At 66.7% G+C, this 22,264-nt stretch carries 23 protein-coding genes and 1 tRNA gene; 15 read left to right on the top strand and 9 right to left on the bottom strand.

Translation table 11 applies throughout. The features are described 5' to 3' along the window. Positions 1 to 4: 4 nt before the first annotated feature. The 4 genes from AB0B91_RS39415 to AB0B91_RS39400 all read left to right on the top strand — a co-directional run bounded on the left by AB0B91_RS39415 (position 5) and on the right by AB0B91_RS39400 (position 3,404). Complete coding sequence (locus AB0B91_RS39415; RefSeq protein WP_358331171.1) at positions 5 to 1,060, top strand: 3-oxoacyl-[acyl-carrier-protein] synthase III C-terminal domain-containing protein; 1,056 nt, start codon at positions 5 to 7, stop codon at positions 1,058 to 1,060. Then, positions 1,057 to 1,560, top strand: a complete 504-nt coding sequence (locus tag AB0B91_RS39410; RefSeq protein ID WP_358331168.1) for an isoprenylcysteine carboxyl methyltransferase family protein — start codon at positions 1,057 to 1,059, stop codon at positions 1,558 to 1,560. Before AB0B91_RS39415 ends, AB0B91_RS39410 begins: the two co-directional genes overlap by 4 nt. Positions 1,561 to 1,654: 94 nt before the next feature. After that, positions 1,655 to 3,175 (top strand): von Willebrand factor type A domain-containing protein, encoded by a 1,521-nt coding sequence (locus AB0B91_RS39405; protein WP_358331165.1) that lies wholly within the window; start codon positions 1,655 to 1,657, stop codon positions 3,173 to 3,175. Positions 3,176 to 3,331: 156 nt separating this feature from the next. Continuing rightward, positions 3,332 to 3,404: transfer RNA gene (locus AB0B91_RS39400), tRNA-Ala, on the top strand. A 644-nt stretch (positions 3,405 to 4,048) separates the two neighbouring features. Here AB0B91_RS39400 and AB0B91_RS39395 read toward each other — a convergent pair. After that, the gene (locus tag AB0B91_RS39395) at positions 4,049 to 4,402 is read right to left on the bottom strand and encodes a hypothetical protein (RefSeq protein ID WP_358331162.1); all 354 of its coding nucleotides are present in this window, start codon (positions 4,400 to 4,402) and stop codon (positions 4,049 to 4,051) included. A 361-nt stretch (positions 4,403 to 4,763) separates the two neighbouring features. Between AB0B91_RS39395 and AB0B91_RS39390 the strand changes: the two genes are divergently transcribed. After that, positions 4,764 to 5,033 carry a hypothetical protein gene (locus tag AB0B91_RS39390; RefSeq protein ID WP_358331159.1) on the top strand — a complete coding sequence of 90 codons (270 nt, stop codon included), beginning with the start codon at positions 4,764 to 4,766 and terminating at the stop codon, positions 5,031 to 5,033. Between the two features lie 59 nt (positions 5,034 to 5,092). Here AB0B91_RS39390 and AB0B91_RS39385 read toward each other — a convergent pair whose 3' ends face one another. Further along, a complete protein-coding gene (locus AB0B91_RS39385; RefSeq protein ID WP_358331157.1) occupies positions 5,093 to 5,563 on the bottom strand; it encodes an ATP-binding protein in 471 nt (156 codons plus the stop codon). Between the two features lie 501 nt (positions 5,564 to 6,064). Here AB0B91_RS39385 and AB0B91_RS39380 point away from each other — a divergent pair. Continuing rightward, entirely contained in the window at positions 6,065 to 7,246 is a 1,182-nt protein-coding gene (locus tag AB0B91_RS39380; RefSeq protein WP_358331154.1) for a hypothetical protein, read from the top strand. Here AB0B91_RS39380 and AB0B91_RS39375 read toward each other — a convergent pair. Together AB0B91_RS39375 and AB0B91_RS39370 are read right to left on the bottom strand one after the other, a co-directional pair. Further along, positions 7,243 to 8,067 (bottom strand): alpha/beta fold hydrolase, encoded by an 825-nt coding sequence (locus tag AB0B91_RS39375; protein WP_358331151.1) that lies wholly within the window; start codon positions 8,065 to 8,067, stop codon positions 7,243 to 7,245. The two genes, AB0B91_RS39380 and AB0B91_RS39375, sit on opposite strands and share 4 nt — an antisense overlap. A gap of 180 nt (positions 8,068 to 8,247) precedes the next feature. Beyond that, positions 8,248 to 8,481 carry a helix-turn-helix transcriptional regulator gene (locus AB0B91_RS39370; protein ID WP_358331148.1) on the bottom strand — a complete coding sequence of 78 codons (234 nt, stop codon included), beginning with the start codon at positions 8,479 to 8,481 and terminating at the stop codon, positions 8,248 to 8,250. A gap of 401 nt (positions 8,482 to 8,882) precedes the next feature. Here AB0B91_RS39370 and AB0B91_RS39365 point away from each other — a divergent pair, with 401 nt between their 5' ends. Continuing rightward, positions 8,883 to 9,497, top strand: a complete 615-nt coding sequence (locus AB0B91_RS39365; protein WP_358331145.1) for an MBL fold metallo-hydrolase — start codon at positions 8,883 to 8,885, stop codon at positions 9,495 to 9,497. A 739-nt stretch (positions 9,498 to 10,236) separates the two neighbouring features. Here the strand turns inward: AB0B91_RS39365 and AB0B91_RS39360 are convergent. Then, positions 10,237 to 10,704 carry a hypothetical protein gene (locus tag AB0B91_RS39360; RefSeq protein ID WP_358331142.1) on the bottom strand — a complete coding sequence of 156 codons (468 nt, stop codon included), beginning with the start codon at positions 10,702 to 10,704 and terminating at the stop codon, positions 10,237 to 10,239. A 218-nt stretch (positions 10,705 to 10,922) separates the two neighbouring features. On the opposite strand from AB0B91_RS39360, the gene AB0B91_RS39355 reads away from it, so the two are divergent. After that, positions 10,923 to 11,135 (top strand): hypothetical protein, encoded by a 213-nt coding sequence (locus AB0B91_RS39355; RefSeq protein WP_358331139.1) that lies wholly within the window; start codon positions 10,923 to 10,925, stop codon positions 11,133 to 11,135. After that, positions 11,132 to 11,599: an SRPBCC family protein gene (locus AB0B91_RS39350; RefSeq protein ID WP_358331136.1), complete on the top strand. Its 468-nt coding sequence runs from the start codon at positions 11,132 to 11,134 to the stop codon at positions 11,597 to 11,599. The genes AB0B91_RS39355 and AB0B91_RS39350 overlap by 4 nt, the downstream gene beginning before the upstream one ends. A gap of 175 nt (positions 11,600 to 11,774) precedes the next feature. On the opposite strand, the gene AB0B91_RS39345 is transcribed toward AB0B91_RS39350, so the two are convergent. Next, entirely contained in the window at positions 11,775 to 12,695 is a 921-nt protein-coding gene (locus tag AB0B91_RS39345) for an ABC transporter ATP-binding protein (protein ID WP_358331462.1), read from the bottom strand. 501 nt (positions 12,696 to 13,196) lie between these two features. Between AB0B91_RS39345 and AB0B91_RS39340 the strand changes: the two genes are divergently transcribed. From AB0B91_RS39340 to AB0B91_RS39325, 4 genes are all read left to right on the top strand, one after another. Further along, complete coding sequence (locus tag AB0B91_RS39340; protein ID WP_358331133.1) at positions 13,197 to 13,832, top strand: RNA polymerase sigma factor; 636 nt, start codon at positions 13,197 to 13,199, stop codon at positions 13,830 to 13,832. Continuing rightward, entirely contained in the window at positions 13,829 to 14,722 is an 894-nt protein-coding gene (locus AB0B91_RS39335; protein ID WP_358331130.1) for a CU044_5270 family protein, read from the top strand. Before AB0B91_RS39340 ends, AB0B91_RS39335 begins: the two co-directional genes overlap by 4 nt. A 135-nt stretch (positions 14,723 to 14,857) precedes the next feature. Further along, positions 14,858 to 17,896 carry a S8 family serine peptidase gene (locus AB0B91_RS39330; protein WP_358331127.1) on the top strand — a complete coding sequence of 1,013 codons (3,039 nt, stop codon included), beginning with the start codon at positions 14,858 to 14,860 and terminating at the stop codon, positions 17,894 to 17,896. Positions 17,897 to 18,114: 218 nt separating this feature from the next. After that, a complete protein-coding gene (locus AB0B91_RS39325; protein ID WP_358331124.1) occupies positions 18,115 to 18,324 on the top strand; it encodes a hypothetical protein in 210 nt (69 codons plus the stop codon). Positions 18,325 to 18,626: 302 nt separating this feature from the next. On the opposite strand, the gene AB0B91_RS39320 is transcribed toward AB0B91_RS39325, so the two are convergent. From AB0B91_RS39320 to AB0B91_RS39310, 3 genes are all read right to left on the bottom strand, one after another. Continuing rightward, positions 18,627 to 19,097 carry a hypothetical protein gene (locus tag AB0B91_RS39320; RefSeq protein ID WP_358331122.1) on the bottom strand — a complete coding sequence of 157 codons (471 nt, stop codon included), beginning with the start codon at positions 19,095 to 19,097 and terminating at the stop codon, positions 18,627 to 18,629. Continuing rightward, positions 19,094 to 19,627 carry a nucleotidyltransferase domain-containing protein gene (locus AB0B91_RS39315; protein WP_358331119.1) on the bottom strand — a complete coding sequence of 178 codons (534 nt, stop codon included), beginning with the start codon at positions 19,625 to 19,627 and terminating at the stop codon, positions 19,094 to 19,096. Before AB0B91_RS39315 ends, AB0B91_RS39320 begins: the two co-directional genes overlap by 4 nt. 256 nt (positions 19,628 to 19,883) lie before the next feature. After that, on the bottom strand, positions 19,884 to 20,612 hold the full coding sequence (locus tag AB0B91_RS39310; protein WP_358331116.1) for a DUF2625 family protein: 729 nt from the start codon (positions 20,610 to 20,612) through the stop codon (positions 19,884 to 19,886). A 148-nt stretch (positions 20,613 to 20,760) separates the two neighbouring features. Here AB0B91_RS39310 and AB0B91_RS39305 point away from each other — a divergent pair, with 148 nt between their 5' ends. Both AB0B91_RS39305 and AB0B91_RS39300 read left to right on the top strand, forming a co-directional pair. Then, the gene (locus AB0B91_RS39305) at positions 20,761 to 21,597 is read left to right on the top strand and encodes a hypothetical protein (RefSeq protein ID WP_358331113.1); all 837 of its coding nucleotides are present in this window, start codon (positions 20,761 to 20,763) and stop codon (positions 21,595 to 21,597) included. After that, positions 21,594 to 22,220, top strand: coding sequence for a hypothetical protein (locus tag AB0B91_RS39300; protein WP_358331110.1), 627 nt, complete (start codon positions 21,594 to 21,596; stop codon positions 22,218 to 22,220). Before AB0B91_RS39305 ends, AB0B91_RS39300 begins: the two co-directional genes overlap by 4 nt. Positions 22,221 to 22,264: the final 44 nt, after the last annotated feature.

Genomic DNA, 22,264 nt, shown 5'->3' with positions numbered 1-22,264 from the left:
CCGCATGTTAGCCCGCCGCTCTCAGCGGCAGAAGAGATATATGCACATTTCGGGGGTACAGACCGTTTTGCCCGATTACCGCTACGCGCAGGCGGAGATCACCGAGGCATTCTCCCGGTTGACCGAGGCCGACCACGACCAGCTCGAACGCTTCCACGAGGCCACCGGCGTCCACAGCCGGAACCTGGCGCTCCCGCTGGCCGACTACGCCAAGCTCGACTCCTTCGGCCGCGCCAACGACATCTACCTCGAGATAGCGCTCGACCTGGGCGAACGGGCACTCCGTGGCGCGCTGGACAAGGCGGGCGTATCCCCGCGGCGGGTGGATCACCTGGTGTTCTGCTCGACAACCGGCCTGGCCACGCCGTCCATGGACGCGCGGCTGCTGCAGCGGGTGGGGCTGCGGCCGGACGTCAAGCGGGTGCCGATGTTCGGATTGGGCTGTGCGGCGGGAGCGTCTGGTCTGTCGCGGCTGAACGACTACCTGCGCGGCTGGCCCGAACAGGTCGCGGCGCTGGTCTGCGTGGAACTGTGCTCGCTGACCATCCAGCGCGACGACACCTCGATCGCGAACCTGGTCGCCAGCGGCCTGTTCGGCGACGGCGCGGCGGCCGTCGTCGCGATGGGACGCGGCCAGGGCCCGGAGGTGGTGGCCACGCGCAGCAGGTTGTACTCCGGCACCGAGCACCTCATGGGCTGGCAGGTGAGCGAGAGAGGCTTCCACCTCATCCTGGACGCCGAGCTCACCGGCTTCGTGGAGAAGGTGCTCGCGGGCGACATCAGGACCTTCCTCGCCGACAACGGGCTCACCCCGGAGCAGGTCGGCACCTGGATCTGCCACCCCGGCGGCCCGAAGGTGATCGACAAGATCGTGGAGCGGCTGGGCCTGGAACCGTCGGCTCTGGAGGTCACGCGGCGGTCTCTTCGTGAGCACGGGAACATGTCGTCGGTCTCCGTCCTGCACGTCCTGCAGGAGACACGCGGCCGTCCCGGCCAGCCGGCCGTGCTCCTCGCCCTCGGACCCGGTTTCTCGGCCGAACTTCTCCTGCTGCACTGGTGAGTCCCTACACGATCCTGATCGGGCTGGTCGCCGCCGAACGGCTGGCCGAACTCGCCGTGGCCCGCCGCAACCTGGCCTGGGCCAGGTCGAAGGGCGGCATCGAGTACGGCAGGCGGCACTATCGCTGGATCGTCCTGACCCATACCGGTCTGTTGCTGGCCTGTCCGGCCGAGGTGTGGCTGTTCGACCGGCCCTTCATCCCGGCGCTCGGCTGGCCGATGCTGGCGATCGTGCTGGTGGCCCAGGGGCTGCGCTGGTCGTGCATCGCCGCCCTGGGGCGGCGGTGGAACACACGGGTCGTCGTGGTGCCCGGGATGCCGCTGGTCAGTGGTGGGCCGTACAGATGGTCGCGTCATCCGAACTACGTGGCCGTGGTGGCGGAAGGGGTGGCGCTGCCGCTCGTACACACCGCTTGGCTCACGGCGCTGGTGTTCACGCTGGTGAACGGGGTGTTGCTCGCGGTCCGGGTCCGGGTGGAGGAGGCGGCGCTGGCCGGCTGAGCGGATCACGTGTTGATCGCGGTTTGCGCTCGCTTGCGTCACCGGCCCGGCCACGCCATTTCCGGAAGCCGTCATAGGGCCGGAGGTGGTTGCGATGAAATTTCGTCCTTTAGTAGCCAGCGTCGGGGTCGTTGGGCTCCTGACTTTGGCCGCCTGTGGCGGCTCGGGGGGATCCCACCAGGAGTCCGCCGCGCGGGCGCCCGCTACCGGTCCCGCAGCACCAAGAGCGTCGGCTACGTCCGGGGCCAAATCGCCCGCGGATGGCAAGCCTCTGCCTGAGCCTCGGACGTCTGCCTCTCCGGAGACTCAGGAGGACACGTCCGCGGCGCAGATCTCGACGTTCGCCCTGGACGTGGATACCGCTTCGTACACCTATGCCCGCCGTACCCTCCAGGAAGGACGCTGGCCCGAACCGGGGCAGATCCGGCCGGAGGAGTTCGTCAACGCGTTCCGGCAGGACTACGCGCAGCCGGCCGACGATGGGTTCACCGTCCACGTCGACGGCGCCAGGATGCCGTCACGCAACCAGGCCGTCCTGCGCGTCGGGCTGCAGACGCGCGGCTCCGACGCGGCGGCGCGGCGGCCCGCCAACCTCACGTTCGTGGTCGACGTGTCGGGTTCGATGGCCGAGCCCGGCCGGCTCGACCTGGTGAAGCAGTCCCTGCACACGCTGATCGACCAGCTCGCGCCGGGCGACCAGGTGTCGATCGTCTCCTTCAGCGACGAGGCCAAGCTCCTGGCCTCGATGACGCCGCTGGCCGCACGTGCCGAGCTGCACGCGGCGGTCGACCAGCTGGCCGTGGCCGGCAGCACCAACCTGGAGTCCGGGCTGGTCACCGGCTATGAGGAGGCGGCCAAGGCGTTCCGCCCCGCGGCCACCAACCGGGTCATCCTCCTCTCTGACGGCCTGGCCAACCAGGGCAGCACCGAGTGGCGTTCCATCCTGGACCGGGTCAAGGAGTACGCGGGGCGGCAGGTCACCCTGCTGACCGTGGGCGTCGGCCGGGACTACGGCGACGAGCTCATGGAACAGCTGGCCGACAACGGCGACGGCGCCGCCGTCTACGTCAGCACGCAGGAGGACGCGGACAAGGTCTTCGCCGCCCAGCTCCCGGCCACGATCGAACTGCGGGCGCGCGACGCCAAGGCACAGGTCGTGTTCAACCCGTCGGTCGTGGAGGGATACCAGCTCATCGGGTACGAGAACCGGGCCCTGACCACCGAGGAGTTCCGCGACGACAGCCACGACGGCGGCGAGGTCGGCCCCGGCCACTCGGTCACGGCTCTCTACGCGGTACGCCTCAAGTCCGGCGCTACGGGACAACTGGCCCAGGCGACCGTACGCTGGCAGGACCCCGACACCAGGAACCCCTCCGAGACGAGCAAGGCGGTGGACGTGGGCGCGCTGAACGCGTCGGTGTGGGAGAAGGCACCGATGCGACTGCAGGTGGACGTGGTGGCGGCGGCCTTCGCGGTCTACATGCGGGACCGGAAGGCGTTCGGGATGGACCTGCCGACACTGGGGGACCAGGCCAGACGGCTGGCGGGTGCGGCGGAGGACCCGATGGTGACGGAACTGGCGGGACTCATCGACAAGGCCCGCTCGGTCGGGTAGCCGCTCTCGGCTGGATCGCTCTTCTCGCTGGGCCGCTCTTCTGGCTGGGGTGCTCTCCGCAGGCCGGGTCGCTTCTTCGGAAGCGGCCCAATGCCTGTGGGCGGTTGGCTGGGACGTGGGTGGGTCTGGAGTCGGATAGACTTGTGGACGGTTCGAGGGGCTATGGCGCAGTTGGTAGCGCGCCTCCATGGCATGGAGGAGGTCTGGGGTTCGAATCCCCATAGCTCCACACAACAAAGGCCTTCATCGGGGCGCTTCGCGCTCAAGGGGCCTCAGACGTTTCTTCCAGTCGGGCCAAGGGCCCGACCCCTGGAGGACCTTCGCTTCGCTCCGGGCGTTCTTCCTGGGGCCACCCACCCGTTGCCCGTCTGGGTGGTTAGCCGTTTGACGCCCACCCGTCCACAAAGGCCTTCGCCTTGGGCGCTTCGCGCTTGCGGAGGCTCAGTCGTTGCTTCCAGTCGGGCCCAGTCCCGACCCCTGGAGGGCCTCGCTTCGCTCGGACGTCCTTATCTGGGCGCAGGCTTCGCCTGCGCATGCTGCAATAGCCCTTCCTGAATGGCTTGCCTGTCACCCGGCGGCGTAAGTATTCGGAGTCGCTGGAAGAGCCTCTTGATCAGTAGGGGGCACGAGATCGCGGGTTGTGAGACCACCCAGTGAGCATGTATGGAGAGCTGGGAAGCATTAACCGGGTCACCTGGCCGCAGTCGCGTCGCCCATGCTCCAGCGTGGAGGGGTGAATACTCACCCGTCGAGCCAGACGTTCGAGGTCATCGAGGTTTACGTAGTTCGCTTGACAACCCCAGATAATGATGGACTAGACATTGAACAGCCCGCCGGCGTGCATCTCCGGCGGGCTGTTCAATGTTGCCGATATCAGTAATCGTGGCAGGGAAGGCCTTGCGACTCATAGCCGCCGCCGGGCTTGTGGTACCAGAGTTGGGCGCAGAGCCGCTTACCGGCGACGTCCGATTTCCTGCCCTTCAGGAATTCCCTGGTGCCGCCGTTGTAGTTGTAGTCACCGGTTCCGCCGTACCGCGCCCCGGTCGCCGCGTACCAGATGTCTATGTGGTAGGTACCACTGACTCCGGCGACTTGCTGGACGTCGACCCGGGCGGTGCCGGCCGGGTCGGTATTCACGCCGATCCACATGTTGCCGTTTCTGCCAGCCGAAGCGGGTGACGCGACAGCGGCCGTGAGAATGCCGGCGAAGAGAACGCTGAGTGTCACACCCATTACGCGCCGACGGACAGGGCGACGGTGTCTCGATATCGTTTCCAAGGGAACCTCCGTGGGTCGTCCGAATGGTGGTGCGATGATGCTTACGATGCTTCAGCATTCGATCACATCGGTCCAGGACAGTGACGGGTCATTTGGCGGACATTGAAAATGTCCCAGCGGGCTCGTTGGGTTCGGTGCATCGGGTATTCACTAAGTGGGTTTTTTCTCCCACAACATGGACGGCTGGTGGTGTGGGGCTCGAGACGCGCGGGGGAGCTCAAGTCCTTCTCTTGGACGGACTAGCGGGATCTGATCGTGGCTACCCGTCAGCACCTGGGCGCACCGCTAGTGTGGTGCTGGGACAACTTGAATGACCTGTCCGGTCAGTTCGCCGATTTCGCCGCCGAGCACACCGACTGGTTGTCTTGTCCAGTTACCGACTTACGCGCCTGAGTCGAATCCCGTTGAGGGTGTCTGGTCGCTGGTCCGGCTGACTCTGGCCAACTTCGTCGTCACCGACCTGACCGGGCTCGTCCGGATCGTCAAACGCAAGCTGAAGAAGATCCAGTACCGGCCCCGCTTGCTCGCCGAATGCCCGTTCCAGACTGGCCTCACCCTTGACACCTCGGCAAACCCATAACCGACCCTACGAATTCAACCTGTGTAGCCGCGTTTCTGCGGCACGGCATATGAGGTCGTTCACGCGATATCGAGCGAAAGCAAAGCCCAAACAAATTTACCGCCAGTCGGTGGCCACCTGGTGCCCCACCGCTTAGATAACGCTTCGACCAGAAAGAGGCCACGGCCGCCTTCATCGTCAAGGGTCACGTCGCGGCGCTGTGGCGGCTCCCGTTTGGGATCCCACACTTCGATTACCAGTTCAGTAGCGTGCCGGTAGAAGCACAGGCAGACGACCTCCATGCGGTCGTACAAATCCGGGTAGCGCGCCTGAGGTGGAATGATGTTGGTGGCCTTGATTGCGTTTGTCACTATCTCGCTGACGACCAGTTCAGCATCATCGACTACCGACAACAGGTGCCATTTGTTCATCAGGAGCCTGGTGTGCATCCGCGCCGTGGCTATGGACGAGGCCATCGCGGGAAGTGGGATGCAGCTTACGAACTGATCTTGGGGAGTCTCGGCCATAATGCCTCGCAACTGCTGGTGCACGACTGGCCGACGCTTCCTTTGCTGCTGTTGTTTACGCCCGCCAGTCGTGCGGTCCGTGAGAGGTCAGACCGGCACGCAGAAAGCGAGAGGGTCGTTCTGCGCTCCGGTTTGTCGGGGACCGGGAAATCCCCGCCACGTGACTTTGCCCTGAACCTGGTCAAGAGGGCTATGCCACTTCCCGCATGAGGCGCTTATGCATCCCATGCATAGCCGCTTACGAAGCGTATGAGGGTGGTTTACAATTGGCCGTAATACCTGTCCAAGCGTCCATTTGCCAGCTTATTCCGTTTCGCCCTAATCCGAATTGGATAAATTACCGCTTGACTGGGTGTATTGGGCAGGTTCTCGGGCCAGGCTCCACACGAGGGGACAAGCATGACGACACGGCAGAGTCCCCGATCTTGTGAGGCCTGCGGGACGCGCCTGGCTGGCGACAACCGGAGTATCCGATGCGGCCCCTGCCAGCGCCGACGAGATCAACCCGGCGCGCAGCCGCCAGCCGTGCCGCCGGCCTTCTGGGCTGACAACGCCTTGCAGCAAGCGTTCGCCTCACGGCACATCGGGCGGGTTATCTGGGCGTACCGTCACCATCCCTCGCACGGGAGGCCGCTCTCCCAGGAACGCGTGGCTGGGTGGTTGCGTCTCAGCCAGGCCCAGCTCAGCCGCGTCGAATCCGGAGCGCCCGTCCAGGACCTCACACGTCTGATCACCTGGGCACGGCTGCTGGGCATGCCGCCTGCTCGCTTGTGGTTCCAGATGCCGGAGAAGACGGAGACGACCGCACCGCAGTTCTTCCCAGGAGCAACAGGGCACGCTCGCTCGAACATCGTCCATGCTGCCCGGGCAGTTTTCAGTGTCGATGAGCTACCACCGGATGAAGCTTTCCTGACCGATGCCCGCCGTTATGTCGACGGGCCCGTTGTGGAGGTCCTGCGTCAGCAGCTCGATGAAGGCAAGGCCGACGACGGCAGACTTGGTCCAGCCGCAGTCCTGCCGCAGGTGCTAAAGATGCTCGGCGCTATGCAGCACGCTGTCCGAGAGGTGAAGCCCGATGTCCGGCGGGCGTTGCTGACAGTGGGAGCGGATGGCGCGGAGTTCGTGGGCTGGCTATACCGCGACCTCCGCGATCTGAGAACGGCCACGTACTGGTATGACCGGGCGATCGAGTGGGCGCAGGAAGCCGACGACAACGCCATGCAGGGCTATGTGCTGCTTCGGAAATCCCAACTGGCCTATGACCGACGCGACGCGCTGCGGGTGCTCACCCTGGCCGAAGCGGCGCAGCGGAGCACCGCCCGGCTTCCGAGCAGAGTTCGCGCCGAGGTTCTGCAGCAAGAGGCCTTGGGCTTTGCCATGCTAGGCGAACCGCTGCGCATGGTCGAGCAGAAATTGGATGACGCCCGGCAACTGCTCGCACGCTCGACGGGCGAAGAGGCCGACATGCTCGGTGGGGTCTTCACCGACAGCACTCTCCGGCTGCGTAGCACCGCGTGTTACACCGAGGCGGGCAAGCCCGGCCAGGCGGCCATCTTGGGTCTGGAGGCAGCGCGGATCGCCCACGCCACGCGCTCGAAGCGGACGACTATCGTGCTGACGGACATGATGCAGACTCTGAGCCGCTGGGGTGCCCGGCCGCACGTTCGGGAACTGCGGGAGGCTCTGCACGAGGGTCGAACTGCCTAATCTCCGGCGCGCACCCACTCCGCCACCGTCTGAATCACCGACGCCTGCCAGACCTGGCTCTGGGGATTGAGATACTGCGGGTCGTCGTGGACGGCGAAACCGTGCTGTGATCCCTCGATTTCCACCAGGGTGCAGGGGACGGTGAACTGGGGCACTGCCGCGCGTGAGGACTCGATGGGCACCAGCGTGTCTCCGGTGCCGTGGACGATTAGCGTCGGCGCCTTGATCTCTCCCAGAACCGTGTGCGGTTGCAGCCAGAAGACCTCGTTGAGCAGCGGACGGCCGTGCTTCAGGCTGGGCGTGAAGGGAATAAACCCCTGCTCGGTGAGCTGCTGGGCGGTTTGCTCGTTCAGATAGTCGTCGTGCCAGTACGGCCTGCTGTCGATGGTGCGCTTCTTGTAGTCGAATTGTGGGTTGAGCAGTACCAGCCGCTGGACTTCCTCAGGACGGTGGGCGGCGTAGTAACCGCAGATCCCGCCGCCGAAACTGGCGCCGAGCAGGCTGATCCGGTTCGCCTCGGTCGCTTCGCGCACATGGCGCAGCGCCACCCGAATGTCGTTAAGGATCGTGGCCAGGGTCAGCTCCTCCTGGCGGCCTTCACTCTCACCGTGGCCGCGCAGGTCGAAGCGGAGCGAAGCCAGCCCGGCTTCAGCGAGCCCGGCCGCCAGGCGGGTGAAGAAGCCACCCTCCTCGCGAGTAACGCCGCCGCCATGGACGAGGACAACCGCGGATTCGGTCGATTCGCCTGGCGTTACCAGCGTTCCGGCGAGGTGGAGGCCGTCGAGGGTGCGCACGGTGACGGACGAGCTTTGGACATGCATGGCGCTCCTGGAGGTGATGGAAAACGCTATGGTCCCACCTCAGTGATCTGCTTGCTTGTCGCCCGGCGTGAGCGTTCGAGGTAGCAGCTTGATCAGCAAGGGCCCCGAGATCGCGGATTGTGAGGCCACCCTCAGCGAGCATGTATTGAGAGCTGGGGAGCGTTCAAGAACCTGACCGGGTCACATGGCCGCGGTTGCGTCGCCGTTCTCTATCTGGGACACGCGCATCTTGGTCACGCCCATTTTCTCGGCCACGTCGGACTGCGTGAGTCCGCCGTTCCTGCGCCGTTCGGCCAGATGCCAGGCATGCACGTACGCCTCGATCATGCGCCGGGTCTTGGCCAGTTCCTCCTCTCCTCCAGCGCGCGCGACATGCTCCTCGCGGACATCGCTCCACTTCTTGAAGCCGGTCATCGGGTTTCCTCCTCGGCGGGTTCGATCAGATAGCTCTGGTACGGCTCTTCAGGTTGCCGGATGGCCTTGCCGTGCCAGCGGTCGGGGGCGGCGGGCTGCTCACGGATTGTCCCGGCGACAAGCAGAATGGCGCAGCTGAAGTGCGATCTGCTTTGTGCGGGACTCGGTGTTCCCGCTCGTGTGGGGACGTTGAGGACTTGGTAGCCGACTGGTGCGCTGACCACGAACCTTCGCCGGCGGTGGGCGTAGCAGTCTCGGGTTTTGTCCTGCCTCGGTTTCTTGTCTGTAAGGGATTCTCCCCTTGATGGACAGCAGGAGCGGGGCAGGCACGAGACGATCCGGGGCCGCTGGGCGGTGATCGTGGTGGCGTCTACGCCGAGGCCGGCCGATAGAGTGATCCGGTGAGACTGACGCATTTCGGGCACGCCTGTGTGCGTGTCCAGGACGGCGATCGGGTGCTGGTGATCGATCCGGGCACCTTCTCCGACGCGGAGGCGGCGCTGTCCGGAGCCACGGCCGTGCTCGTCTCCCACGAGCACCCCGACCACGTCGACGTCGAGGCGCTCAAGGCAGCTCGGGCGGCCAACCCCGCCCTGACCGTCCACACCCATGCGGCACTGGCCGCCGAGCTCGGCGAGGGAGCGGTCGCGGTCGCCGCGGGCGAGACCTTCACCGCCGCCGGCTTCACCGTGAAGGCCGTGGGCGGCGTGCACGCCGAGGTCATCGACGGACTGCCCGGCTGCCCGAACCTCGGGTTCATCGTGGATGGCCTCTACCACCCGGGAGACTCCCTGTTCGTCCCCACCGACGAGGTCGACACCCTGCTGGTCCCGGCGGCCGGCCCCTGGGTGAAGATCGGCGAGGCCATCACCTTCGTCCGAGGCGTCCGGCCGGCCCGCGCGTTCCCGATCCACGACATCCAGCTCAGCAAGGTCGGTCTGGAATACTTCGACGCATGGCTTGAGGAGGAGACCAACTACGCCCGCCTCCCGGTAGGCGATTCAGTCGATCTCTAGTGGGATGGCCACGAACGTTCGCTCTCCGTTCTCCCTCTCCCACAGGGGCACCGATCCAAGGGTCGGACCCGCAGCTCCTCTCCCCCTGGGGGTGCTTTCGACCCGAGGGCCCCAACCATGCACGACTTTCGTTGCTCTCGGGGACCTGCATGATCCACTGCTCGCCCTCTGGGGGACCGCCTTGCAGAAGGCGGTGACGGTTCCCGCACCAGGCCGTCCCGTCACCGTGATGAGGGGACGATTGGTTTCAGATGCGGGGCCGAAGGGTGCGCCTGACGGCGACGCCGCCCAATGCGAGAGCGGGGATGAGGAGGATTCCCGCTTCGGTCCATTGGAACTGCCAGAACCTGTTCGCAGGGTGAAATTCGGTGATCTGTCGATAGCCGTGGCTGAATGAGCACTTGTCGTATTTCTTGGTCGTCTCGTCCGTCCCACAAGGGCTGGCGAGCGCAAGCGCTCTTTCCTGAGAGGTGAACCTCACGCCGCTTCTGTCGATCCAGTAGCTGCTCACGTACAGGGACTGGTGGGGGCTCGTCCATGACCTTGGTCTGCACGACTCGCTCCGGCGTCGCATAGGAGGATGGCGCTCTGAGGAGTCCGAAGAATGCTAACGCGCACACCGCCAGGGTCACCGCCATCGCCGGCAGGCTCCGCCGGAACAGCGCGCCCGTGGCCATGCCGAGCACGAAGGCGGACAGCCACCACGCCGGCGGAAGGATGCCTACAACGCGGAACCATTTCAAGTCGAAGTGGTCAACGTTGTAGGGGGGACGTCGAAGGCGGCCAGCCACGGGGTGACGATGCCAGCCAGCACCAGCCCGCCGAGCGTGACCGAAACACCGAGCCCGACGATCTTGGCCGCCAACCAGCGGCGCCGCGTCACCGACTGGGTCCAGGTCAGTTGGTGCGTGCCGTGCTCGAACTCCCGGGCCAGGAGCGGAGCGCCCCAAAAGGCGCCGATCATCGCCGGGGCCAGCAGCGGAAGCCATCCGAGAAGTTCACCCACCGGCCGTATGAGCTCGTTCATCCCCACGATGTAAGAGCTGCATGCGGGCGTGTCGGTCACGCAGTCGGTCGCCGGAGCGTTCTGGGCGGCAAAGTCGGCCGCGCCCAGACCGCTGATGAGCAGAACTACGCCGAGGACGGCCAGCAGCGCCGTGGTGAGGAGCACCTGCATGCGGTGCTGCCGCCAGGTAAGCCACAACACTTCTATGTCTCCTTAGCGGTCAGGTGTCGGCGTACTGCCTGATGTGCAGGGGCGAGTACGAGTAAACGTGCAGAGCTGCCAGAAGCACTGTGCTTGGCAACGACCTGCAGCGCATCGCGGCCTCCCTCGGGCGGATCACGGGAGCGTGCCGCGCCGTGTAGCGTCGCCGACAGGTGTACATTGTTACCATGGTAACAGTCGAACGCACACAGACAGGCTTGCGGCTCGAGAAGAACGTGCTCAAGGTACTCAAGGGACTGGCCGAATACCTCGACATCTCGCTGGGCGACTTGGTGGAAGGCATCGCGCTGCACTCCTTCGACGGCAAGGCGCCCTTCACGCCCGCAACCCTCGACAAAATCGAGCAACTCAAGGCCGTGTACGGCTTGACGCTGACATCCGCCGACGCGCATCGGCTGACCGAGCGATGAGCGGCGCGCAATACACGCTCACCGGTCGGCTGGCGGTCGCGCTGCCGCCCGAGGAAGCATTCACGCTGTTCACGCCGCGCGGCGAGGAGCAGTGGGTGGCCGGGTGGCAGCCCCGTTTCCCGGTGAAGACCCATGACGACTCCGCCCCTGGCACGGTCTTCGAAACCGGCGCGCACAGCGAGCGGACCATCTGGGTGGTGGTCGAGCGCGAGCCTGAACGGCGCGTCTCGTACGCCAGGGTCACACCCGGTTCCCGGGCCGGGACCGTCACCGTCGAGGTGGATGCGGATGGGCAGGGCGGCAGCACGGTACGGGTCACGTACGCCCTGACCGCACTCACGCCAGAGAGCCAGGGGCCTCTGCACGAGTTCGCCGAGCGCTATCCGGACTTCCTGCAGTCGTGGGAGGAGGAGATCGCCCGCCATCTCGGGGCCCGGCCACCGAGCGCGGCCGCCCAGTCGTAAACGGGCGCATCGCCAGGGACGAGCACCTCGGAGCCGCTCCGAGGTGCTCAGCACCACCCCGGGCAAGGCCCCCCGCTCAAAAGACTCGTCATTGCGACCGACTCGCAGATCATCTCTGCACGTTTAGTCGTACTCGCCTCTGCACTTGAGCCTGTACGCCGACATCAGGAAATGGTCAGGGCGGCAGTGAGGTGGTGTCGGGGCGGCGCAGGTAGGCCAGCACCAGCTCCTCCAGGCTCACGCCGGACGCGCTCCATCGCGGGTCGTGCAACGGAGTTCCCGGGCCGGTGCGAGCCAGCAGGTCGGCCTGCCGTTCGCTGCGGCTGTCGCTGATCACCGGCATCCGGGCCGCCATCCCGTCGGCGAGCTCGGCCTGGCCGGACAGCATCTGGTGGGTGGCGAGCAGCTCGTCGACCTCGCCGCTGATCTGGACCTGGCCGCGGTTGAGCACCACCAGCCAGTCGCAGGCGTTGGTCAGGTCGGACACCACATGGGAGGACAACACGACGGTCATCTGAGTCTCGGCCACCGCCGCCATCAGGGAGCGCATGACGTCGTGCCGGGCCACTGGGTCGAGGTTGGCGAGCGGTTCGTCCATGACCAGCAGATCCGGCCGCTTGGCCACGGCGATGGTCAGCGCGACCTGTGCCTGCTGACCTCCAGAAAGCTTGCCGACCTTGCGGTTCAACGGGATGTCCAGTTCCGCCAGTCGCTGCCGGGCTGGGGCGTCGTCCCACCCCGGATTGAGATGGTGTCCGAACCGGAGCATCTCAGCGACGGTAAAGCCGTTGTAGAGGGGTTTGTCCTGGGCCAGGAACGCCACCCGCGCGAGGGCCGCAGCGCGCTGCCCGACCGGTTCGCCGAAGACACGCACGCTGTCCCGGGTGGGGGCGATCAGTCCGGCGACCACGTGCAGGAACGTGGACTTGCCCGCGCCGTTCGGTCCAACGAGTGCGACGACCCGGCCGACGGGGACGGACAACGTGCAGTCGCGCAACGCCCACGTGCCCCGATATCGCTTGGCGAGCCTTATGGCCTCCAGAGCCGTCGGGCTCTGCGCGGGGGCGGTGAGCTCACCGGATCCACCGCCGAACATCCTCACTGTCCGATCCGCCGTTGAATGCCGCACCCACAAGGAAACCACGGCGGACGCCCGCCGGTAATCACCGACGACATGCTGCACACCGTGCTCCGCCGCGAACGGCGAGCCGGTGGAGGACATCCGCCCGGACCTGATCATCCCCACCGGCAAGCGCAAGGGGCAGCACCCTGGCCTGGCGAGCATCTACGGGGCGCGAATGCGAGATACGGATCTTTGCGGGCAAGTGCTTCAGCGCTGACCAGGTGCTGCCGGGCGGTCGAGAGCATCCGCTCGGCGAGTTCGGCATCCGCGACGACCTGGGTGAGTTCGCGTCGTGAAGCATGTCGATGATCTCGTCTCTCCCGCGCGCGCCCAACTCGTCATTCGCCGTCTCCAATGGGGATCGGTACGGGCACCTGGGGACGGCCTCGACCCGTTCGGAACGTCTACCGGGAACTCTGAGGCGCCCTACGGATAAAGACGGTCGTGACAACCACCTCAGAACGGGAGCTCGTCTTGACGGACCCCCCACTTCCAAGTGGCCATCAGCTATCGGTAGGCGGACAAACGGGGCTGGCGGACGACCGGGACGACTCCTCCATCATCGAAGCATCGCTGCGCACACCGGGGTGCTTCGCCGCGCTCTTCGATCGCCATGCCGCCGCGTTGCACCGCTACGCCGCGCGGCGCCTTGGGCTCGACCAGGCCGAAGACGTGGTGGCCGAGGCGTTCACCAGGGCTTTCGAGACGCGCCACCGGTACGAGTTCGGCCGTACAGAGGCGTTGCCCTGGCTGTACGGCATCACCACGAACGTCATCGGCCTGCACCGGCGTGCCGAAATGCGCGGTTACCGGGCCCTGGCCCGCACGGGTGAGGATCCGGTTGTCGCGGCGTTCGACGAGCGGGTGGCCGCGCGGGTCTCCGCATCGGCCACCCGGCAACACCTGGCCGCCGCGCTGGCGAGACTCGGCCGCGGTGAGCGGGACGTGCTGCTGCTGATCGCCTGGGGCGATCTGACGTACGAGGAGACGGCACAGGCGCTGCGGGTGCCCATCGGCACGGTCCGATCACGCCTGTCACGCGCCCGCCGCAAGGTCGCGCGCGCTCTGGGCGGCGTCAATCCGGTTGAGACGAGAGAGGACGAACGATGAACGACCTTGAGCTGATCAAGCATCTGCGCTCGGAGGTGGCGGAAACCAACCCGGACGCCTTGACCGGCGCGCGGGGGCGACTGCTGGCCGTGATGGCCCGCACGGCGGCTCCTCGGCGGTCCCGGCGGCCTTTGACCGTGCGTGTCACGGGCCTTGCCGCTACCGCGGTCGCGGCGGCCGTCGCCGTCGTGATCGCCATGGGTCAGGCCGCCGCGCCCGCCAAGCCACCGCCCTCTGCCGGTGACGTCCTGCCGATGACCTCTGCCAGGAACATCCTGCTCGTGGCCGCCGCCAGCGCGGAGCGTGCGCCACAGGGTTCTGGGACGTACTGGCACATCAAACGGGAGAGCGAAGATGGCCGGCATTTCTGGGGCGAGAGCTGGACCACGCGCGACGGGCAGCGGTGGAGCAGGGGCATGCTGGGCAGCGGGCCCGGCGTGGTGAAGGAGCCCTCGGGCGCGTTCTGGCTCGGGCCCGCGGACGGCGATACCAAGGTCTCCATGGAGGATCTCGAGGAGTTGCCGACAGACCCCGCGGCGTTGCGGCAGAAGGTCGCCGAGATGCAGACGGGTGGTCCCATCGGGGACTACGACATCGCCTTCCTGCCGCTGCTCTCGCTGATCGCGGAGTTGCCCGCGCCCGCGGACGTGCGCTCGGCGGCGTTCCGCGCGCTCGCCGAACTCCCGGGCGTGCAGCGGCTGGGCACGGTCGAGGGCGGGGAGGAGCTGATGGTCATCAACGGCGGCCGGGAGGTCAGGCTGGTCGTTGATCCCGCGACTTCCCGGGTGATCCGTACCAATCGGCTCCCCACCGCTGACGGAGGGGTGGCGGGTTCGAAGGACGGCCTCATCAAGCTGACCACAGGTTGGACGGACCAGCTTCCCCGCTAAGGCCCTTCTCCTACGTACGTGAGGTAGATCATGACTTTAGGCAAGTCGCTCCTCGCCGCTTGGCTGGCGGGAACGATCGGTGTCACACCCCTACAGGCACCGGCATCACCGACTCCATCTCAGCAGGTGAACGGGGTGACCCTGATCACCGGTGACCGGGTGGTGGTCACCGGTCAGGGGCATCGGGTTGAGCCAGGGCCTGGCAGGCAGGTCGGCTTCTCCAGCCAGGTGCGCAGGGGCCACCTGTATGTGATCCCGTCGGACGCCGCGCCGTTGCTCGCGCAGGGCGTGCTGGACCAGCGGTTGTTCGACGTCACCCAGCTCCTGGCCTGGGGGTACGGCGACGCCGGCACCCCCGACATTCCCGTCATCGAACAGGGCATCACCACGTCACTGGGTTCCGCGCGGGTGCGGCGGTTATCCAGTCTGGGCATGAGCGCGGCACGTGTGTCCAAGGCGAACGCCGCGCAGACTTGGCGGACTCTCACCGGAGCCCGCACCCTGGCCGCGGGCCGTACCAAGGTGTGGCTGGACGGCCGCAGGAGCTTCTCGCTGGACGAGAGCGTCAAGCAGATCGGCGCGCCGCAGGCGTGGCAGCAGGGCTTCACGGGCAAGGGCGTCACGGTCGCGGTCCTCGACTCCGGCTACGATCCCAACCATCCGGACCTGAAGGACGCGGTCGTACGGGAGGGGAATTTCAGCGACGAACCGGACATGAGCGACAACAACGGCCACGGCACCCACGTCGCCTCGATCGTGGCGGGCAGAGGCGAGAAGTACCGGGGCGTGGCCCCGGAGGCGAGCCTGGCCATCGGGAAGGTGGGCGGAGCTGCGGGCCTGACCGAATCTGAGGCCCTTGCCGGTATGGAGTGGGCCGCCGTCGAGGTGAAGGCCAAGATCGTCAACATGAGCTTCGGCGGTCCCGACGGCCCCGGGCTGGATCCGCTGGAGCAGGCGGTCAACACGCTGTCGGAACAGACCGGCACACTGTTCGTCGCGGCGGCGGGAAACGACGGCATCGAGGCCAGTGTGCTCAGTCCCGGTAGCGCCGAGGCGGCACTCACTGTGGGCGCGGTGGACAAGCAGGGCCGGATGGCCGGCTTCTCCAGCCAGGGGCCGCGCGTGAGCGACCACGCGATCAAACCCGACGTGACCGCGCCCGGGGTCGACATCACGGCCGCCGCCGTCGGGGGCGGCTACCGGGTGATGAGCGGCACCTCGATGGCCACTCCGCACGTGGCGGGAGCGGGGGCGATCCTGGCCCAGCGCCACCCGGACTGGACCGGCGCGCAGATCAAGTCGGCGCTGATCGGCAGCGCCGCCCCGGTCCAGGACGCGACGCTCTATCAGCAGGGTGCCGGGACGATCGACCTGGTACGCGCGCTGCGGCAGCAGGTCGTGCCCAAGCAGGCCAACGTGTGGGCGGCCTTCCCCTGGAACGGCACCGGCGGCCGGACGGCGACCAGGACGATCACCTACGCCAACGCGGGCGACGCACCGGTCACCCTCGAGCTGTCGGCGGACAGTGAGGTGCTGAAACTGCCGTCCGACCAGGTCACTGTCCCGGCCATGGGCGAGGCGTCGGTCACGCTCGCCATCGACGCGAGCAGGCAGGCCCCGGGTGACTACCCGGGAACGGTCACCGCCAGGTCGGGCGAGACGGTGATCCGCACGCTGGCCGGCGCGTACGTCGAGCAGGAGTCCTACGACGTCACCATCACCGTCGTCGGCAGGCAGGGCCTGCCGGTGAACCCCCAGGAGGGAGAGGTCTACGACGCCGAGACCGGGGCCCTCCACGCGCTGTCCTTCCAGGAGGGGAAGGCTACGGTACGACTGCCCAAAGGCGACTGGAACCTCTATACCAGCACCAGCGAGAAGATCGACGGGCAGCCTGTGCTGACGATCGCCGACTCCCCGCTGAAGGTTGACGGCAGCGACCAGCGGTTCACCGTGGACACGCGTCAGGGCAAGCCGACGAAAACCACCATCGACGATCCGAGCGCCCAACTCCAGCGCGTTCTCTCCCTCGGGCTGGACCACGGCGCGTGGGGCCTCTGGACCCACGTGTTCGGCCTTGACGCCAACTCCCAGGTCTTCGTCATTCCCGCCGTGTCACCAGGTCTGACCTACACCCTGGCGACCACGTGGCTCAGCAAGGACGTCTCGCCCAGCCCGTACGTCTACACCCTGGTCGACCGGCGCAGCGGCGGTCTTCCGGACGATCCCACCTACCACGCCGAGCAGAAGGAGCTGGCCGAGGTCACCGCGACCAACCGGGCCTCCGGAGCGGCTGCCACGGGCGCTTTCCTGGTCGGGCTGCATGTCGGCGGTTCGCTGGGAGCCTTCCCGGTATCGTCGGTCGGCGGCATCGCGCTGCCCGGCCGGCTCGTCCACTATCGGACCCCTGGTCTGGTCTTCGAGAGCGCCCTCGAGGTCGGCACCGCGCTGACCTCCGACGGCGGCAAGCTCATGAAGCGAGGTCACACCAGCGAAGTGTGGAACGCCGCCGTCACCGGGCCGTCGTTCCTGCTGCCGGCCGGCCACCGTACCGGCGACAGCCTGACCTTCGCCGGGACGGGGATGTTCGCCGACGGGCAGCCGGGCAGGACCGGCTCGGACGCCGCCGCCAACGGCACTGCCACTTTCGCCGAGGACGGCAAGGTGCTGGCCACCGCCGACCTCGCCAACTGCGACGCCCACCAGCCGCAGAGCTGCGAACTGCGCGCCAACCTGCCCGCCGGATCCGGCACCTACACGCTGACGGCGTCGATGCGCCGGCAGGCCACGCTCTCCACGGAGGTGAAATCGGTCTGGACGTTCCCATCCGCTACCACGGCCGAGGAACAGCCGCTGCCCCTGATGGCCGTCCGCTACAGCCCCGAGGGCCTGGACGACTTCAACCGTGCCAGGCCGGGCAGCACGACCCGCATGCCTGTGTGGGTTGAGCGCAACCCCGGCTCCCCGAAGGCGGGGGTGAAATCGATCCGGCTGGAGATGTCCGCCGACGACGGCGCCACCTGGCGTGGTGTCCCAGTCACCCGCACCGGCTCGGGCTGGACCGCCATGCTGACGAACCCTCCCGCGGCCGGATTCGTCTCCCTCCGCGCGACGGTCACCGACTCCGCCGGCGACGGGGTGACCCAGACGATCACCCGCGCGTACGCCGTCGGCTGATCCGCAACGGTGAGGGCGCCCCGAGGCGGCCTCACCGTTCCGGCAAGCCGCGAGAAGGCCCTGACCAGCCAGATCGAACAGACTCAAGCCTAGATCGAGGAGTTGGCCAGTCGCCTGCGGGAACTCGATCAAGATCTCGATCACCTCCGGATCGCCCGCAAGACCCTGCGCGTCCTTGCCGCCGAGCCCGATCCGGCACCGGTGCCGGATCGGCTCCCGTGGTCCCTGATCACCCCGTCTACCAGCAGATTCTCGCCCTCGTGACCGGCATCGGCCAGCCCACGCGAGCACGTGACCTCTGCCTGCCCCTGGACCTGCCCCTGGAGCGTGAGAACATCGAGAACACCCGCGCCAAGCTCAAACGCCTGGTCAGCCTCGGCATTCCCGCGGAGACCGAGCCGGGATTGCTCACTCAGCCGCGCCCGTAGCCCGGCAACGAGCCCGTGACCAGCTCTCCTCCCGCAGCGCAAGCGACCAAAGGGACATTAACTCGCGAACCGCCTTCTCGCGACTGTACTTCTCCGGATGTCCGCAAAGGGTTCCAAACGCCTGTAACAACTTCACCGCCCGGGATTCCAGCGCTTCGCAACCTCTGTGGCTTGTTTGTTGCCCAGCGTGTGAGTGCTGGGGGAAATCGGTGAAGGGCCTCTTGGTCGGCAAGGGTCAGACGGGGACCTTCGCCCTGCAACGGACGAATCACCGAGGATCATTGATAGCTCGGTGAACGGTTTCACAGGACGAACGGGGACAGGTGATGAAGTGCCTTGTCTGCCGCGTCTACCACCGCGGTCGCGGCCGGGAGGTCATCGCGGACGCTGTCCTCGTCGATCCAGGTCGTCGTAGTCGGATACTCGCTCTCGTGTCGGGTCGTACGGATGCGATCAACCGGCCGGAGGATCGCTCCCATGGAAGCGCCGAACTGCGCACGGGCGGCATGCTGCACCGCCACATGGCCACCGGTTGTCGTCGCCCGCAGGCCCTGGATCTGGAGAAGCGCCGCCAAGGACTTGCGGACCGCGTCATGCAGGGCCGCGTATGCGAGATACGGATCTGTGCGGGCAAGTGCTTCAGCGCTGACCAGGTGCTGCCGGGCGGTCGAGAGCATCCGCTCGGCGAGTTCGGCATTCGCGACGACCTGGGTGAGTTCGCGTCGTTGAAGCATGCCGATGATCTCGTCTCTCCCGCGCGCCCAACTCGTCATTCGCCATCTCCTGGGGGGATCGGTACAGGCACCTGCGGGCGGTTGTGCAGCTCGCGGATGAACCCGTCCTCGTTGGCTTCCCACCGGGCGCGAGTGATGACCACCGTGTTGACCTCGCGTGCGAGTCTGGACCTTGCGCGGGCGGTGGCCTCGTGGAGATCGTCGCGATCGGGACGGCCGATGACGAGAAGGTCGATGTCGACCGGGGCGGGGCCGGGCTCCCCGCGCATGCGTGCCGCCCACGAGCCGAAGACAGCGGCTTCCTCGATCCCGTTGAGGTGGGACAGCTCTTCGGCGAGGACTTGAGCGGGACCCAGGATGATGGTGACCAGGTCGCGCAGCGGCCCGTAGAAGGGGGCCGTCTGGTTGGCCCGGACCAGTTTGGTGCGTCCCACGTGACGCGAACTGAGGACGCCGGCTTGTTCGAGCCGGGACACCTCGCGGGCCATGGTGCCGCTGTCGGTCCCGGCGGCCTCGGCCAGCTCGCCGACGGAGTTCTCCGCATCGCCCACGTATGTGTGCGTCAGCACAGCACATGTGATCCGAGACCGGAAGATCGGGAAGATCGACGGCGGTGGTTGTTGCATGCCTGGGTCCTTCGTCAGAGGCATGCGTGACAGGCTGATCACGCTCAGTAGAGTACTGTCAAAAAGCCAGGATATTCTGACTCTTTGACAGATTACCTGGTCGATGGCTAGGACGGAGTGGCCCCTGACTGGTCTGCAACTCGTGATCGCTTTCAGGGACCCACTTGGACGCGGCTCCGAATCCGTTCAACCATTGGGGTTAGGCGCTGCCGAGAAAACCCGGACTCTTCAGCCCAAGTTGCTGACAGAAGTCAGCGCTCATGCGGAGCAGTTCCCTCGCTGGGACCGGCCTTCTACTGGTGGCTGCCAGGTTGGCATGGGCCTCGTCGGACCACAGGAAAGGGTAGAAGGCGATCCCTTGAGCCGGGGGCAACGCGCGAACCTCGGCTCGCCACCCGGGCCAGCGCAGGCTGCCATAGAACTGCTCCAGGCGACCGGTCAACAGCCAGGTCAGCCACGCGCCGTACCCCATCTCCAGTGCCTGCCACTCCAGGGATTCCGGAGCGAAGTAGATCACTTGCCCAGGAGTACCCGGTCGCCCAGCTTCGGCCGCATCGTGCCCGTTCAGCGCGAAGACGCCGCCGAGGACGTCCTGTCCCACGATCAGTCCGTTGGCGGGGCGCCATTCCGGGTCAAAGGCGGCAGGAAAACGATTCACCTGGGCCAGGCCAGGCAGCGCATCAGCACCAGTCATCGTCGAGCCGCCGAACACCCGCAGCCATCCTCCGTCCAAGATCAACCCACCGGAGTGCAGAGCCAGCGCACCGAGATACGACTCCACGCTGACCTGAAGCTGTAACAAGCAGGAACGACCTTGCTCAGGATCGCCGGGAAGCACCTTCAGCGGCACGGATGTGGTTGCGAACTCCTTCTGCAACACCGGCCACGCCGGATCGTCCCCGTGGATCAGTTCACTGAGCTCCCGCATCCGCACATCGTCGCACCGCTCGAAGCACAGGTGGCCAACCTGACCTCACCGTAACCAATAATTGCTCTACGTGTGCTTAGGTGGACCTTTGACAGTTTGTGTGCCGGAGTGGGGTTAAAGGGTGTCAAGGTACGGTTGGCGTCACACGGTGTTCGCGCCTGTGGTGGGCTTGCTGCTCTCCGCGTTGCTGCTGATGGCCGGAGTGGTGGGAGCCCTGCTGGAGTCCGTGGGCGCGACCACGGCCCCGCCGGCCGCGGAGCTCGTGGTCACGCTTATTTTCGCGGTGTTCGTGACCACCGTGCTCAGGATCGCCAGGGCCGTACCGGACATCCGGCGGGAGAGTGCCGCGACGGCGCGGGCCGTGGCGAACGTCCAGGCGGTGAAGCCGACCGAGGACACGCTGGTGGGGCGGCGGCTCAAGCTGTTCAAGGAGGCGGCCGAGGCCGGGAACGACTGCGAGGCGGTGCTGAGCGCCCGGTCCGCGCTGGACGACAGTGAGATGGCCAACAAGCACCACCTGGACCACGCGCTCATCTGGGCGCTGCCGGTGTTCGGATTCATCGGCACCGCCCTGACGATGGCCGCGATGGTCAGCGCGTTCTCGAACGCCCTGGACAGCCAGGGCGACCCCGGCGTACTGATCACCGCGCTCAAGCAGCACGTACTGCCCGAGCTGGCGTCCGCGTTCGGCGTCACCCTGATCGCGCTGTTCCTGAGCGTGCTCGCGTTCGGTGCGATGGCCCTGACCGAACGGGCGGAGCGGGCCAGTGTGGTGGCCGCCGATGAGGTGTTCCTCATCTATATCGCGCGCCTGCCCGCGAAGCAGGCGGCTCCCGCCATGCACGGGCTCACCCAGGAACTGGCCCAGTCCAGAGGCAGGACCGAAGAGCTCGTCAAAGGCCTGGACGCGCTGCGCACCGCGGTGGAACGGCTGAGCGCCGCCGAGAGCCGGCCGCAGAAGTACACCCTGGTGAGGGAGAAGTGAGGAAGCGACCCGTCCGATCGTTCGCACCGCCGCTCGACCTGCGCTTCATCGACCTGTTCATGGCCATCGTCCTGGCACTGTCCTTCGTGGCGATCATGCTGACCGTCGTGGCTCGGATGCTGCCGACGGACGTCGCCTCGCCGCCCGCGCGGCAGGAGAAGAGCGTGGCCCAGCTCAAGAAGCAACTCGACGCCGCCGTGGTGGCCAGGCAGAAGGCCGAGGCCGAGCTCCGCACCACACAGGCGCAGATCGCCGAGCAGACCGCCTTCGCTCTGCCCTGGTGGCTGATCGGGTTCTGCGCTCTGCTCGGTGTGCTCACCGTGTTCATGACCTGGCGGATCCGGCTGTGGAACAACGGGAATCTGCCGCGGCTGCGGAGTTGGCTGATGGTCACCGTGGTGGTGGCCGCGGTCACGGTGGTGATCAGGTCGCTGAGCGACGGTGACGGCTATCTGCTGCTCGCCGAGATCCCCTGGTGGGCGGCCGATGCCCTCTGTCTTGGGCTGTTGCTGGTCGCGTATGTGCTGATCTCCGACATCCGGGCCAGCCACGCCACACTCGGCGAGATCAGGGTGCGGTCTGTCGGGTCACCATCGGCTTCGCCTCCCAGCGCTTCGCGTTAGTGGGTGGAAGGGGCTTGATCAGCGAGGGGATAGTCGCCACGCTG

Source organism: Nonomuraea sp. NPDC049141, assembly GCF_040648415.1.
In the GTDB taxonomy this organism is placed as follows: Bacteria; Actinomycetota; Actinomycetes; order Streptosporangiales; family Streptosporangiaceae; genus Nonomuraea.
The sequence above is the reverse complement of the archived record's forward strand: the minus strand, read 5'-3'. Positions and strand labels throughout refer to the sequence as shown.

Coding starts and splice junctions, on each gene's coding strand:
- AB0B91_RS39375 (WP_358331151.1), bottom strand. CDS start 8,067: ATGCATGTCCAAAGCTCGTCCGTCACCGTGCGCACCCTCGACGGCCTC.
- AB0B91_RS39350 (WP_358331136.1), top strand. CDS start 11,132: ATGAGCGGCGCGCAATACACGCTCACCGGTCGGCTGGCGGTCGCGCTG.
- AB0B91_RS39405 (WP_358331165.1), top strand. CDS start 1,655: ATGAAATTTCGTCCTTTAGTAGCCAGCGTCGGGGTCGTTGGGCTCCTG.
- AB0B91_RS39320 (WP_358331122.1), bottom strand. CDS start 19,097: ATGACGAGTTGGGCGCGCGGGAGAGACGAGATCATCGGCATGCTTCAA.
- AB0B91_RS39415 (WP_358331171.1), top strand. CDS start 5: ATGTTAGCCCGCCGCTCTCAGCGGCAGAAGAGATATATGCACATTTCG.
- AB0B91_RS39345 (WP_358331462.1), bottom strand. CDS start 12,695: ATGTTCGGCGGTGGATCCGGTGAGCTCACCGCCCCCGCGCAGAGCCCG.
- AB0B91_RS39370 (WP_358331148.1), bottom strand. CDS start 8,481: ATGACCGGCTTCAAGAAGTGGAGCGATGTCCGCGAGGAGCATGTCGCG.
- AB0B91_RS39390 (WP_358331159.1), top strand. CDS start 4,764: ATGACCTGTCCGGTCAGTTCGCCGATTTCGCCGCCGAGCACACCGACT.
- AB0B91_RS39310 (WP_358331116.1), bottom strand. CDS start 20,612: ATGCGGGAGCTCAGTGAACTGATCCACGGGGACGATCCGGCGTGGCCG.
- AB0B91_RS39335 (WP_358331130.1), top strand. CDS start 13,829: ATGAACGACCTTGAGCTGATCAAGCATCTGCGCTCGGAGGTGGCGGAA.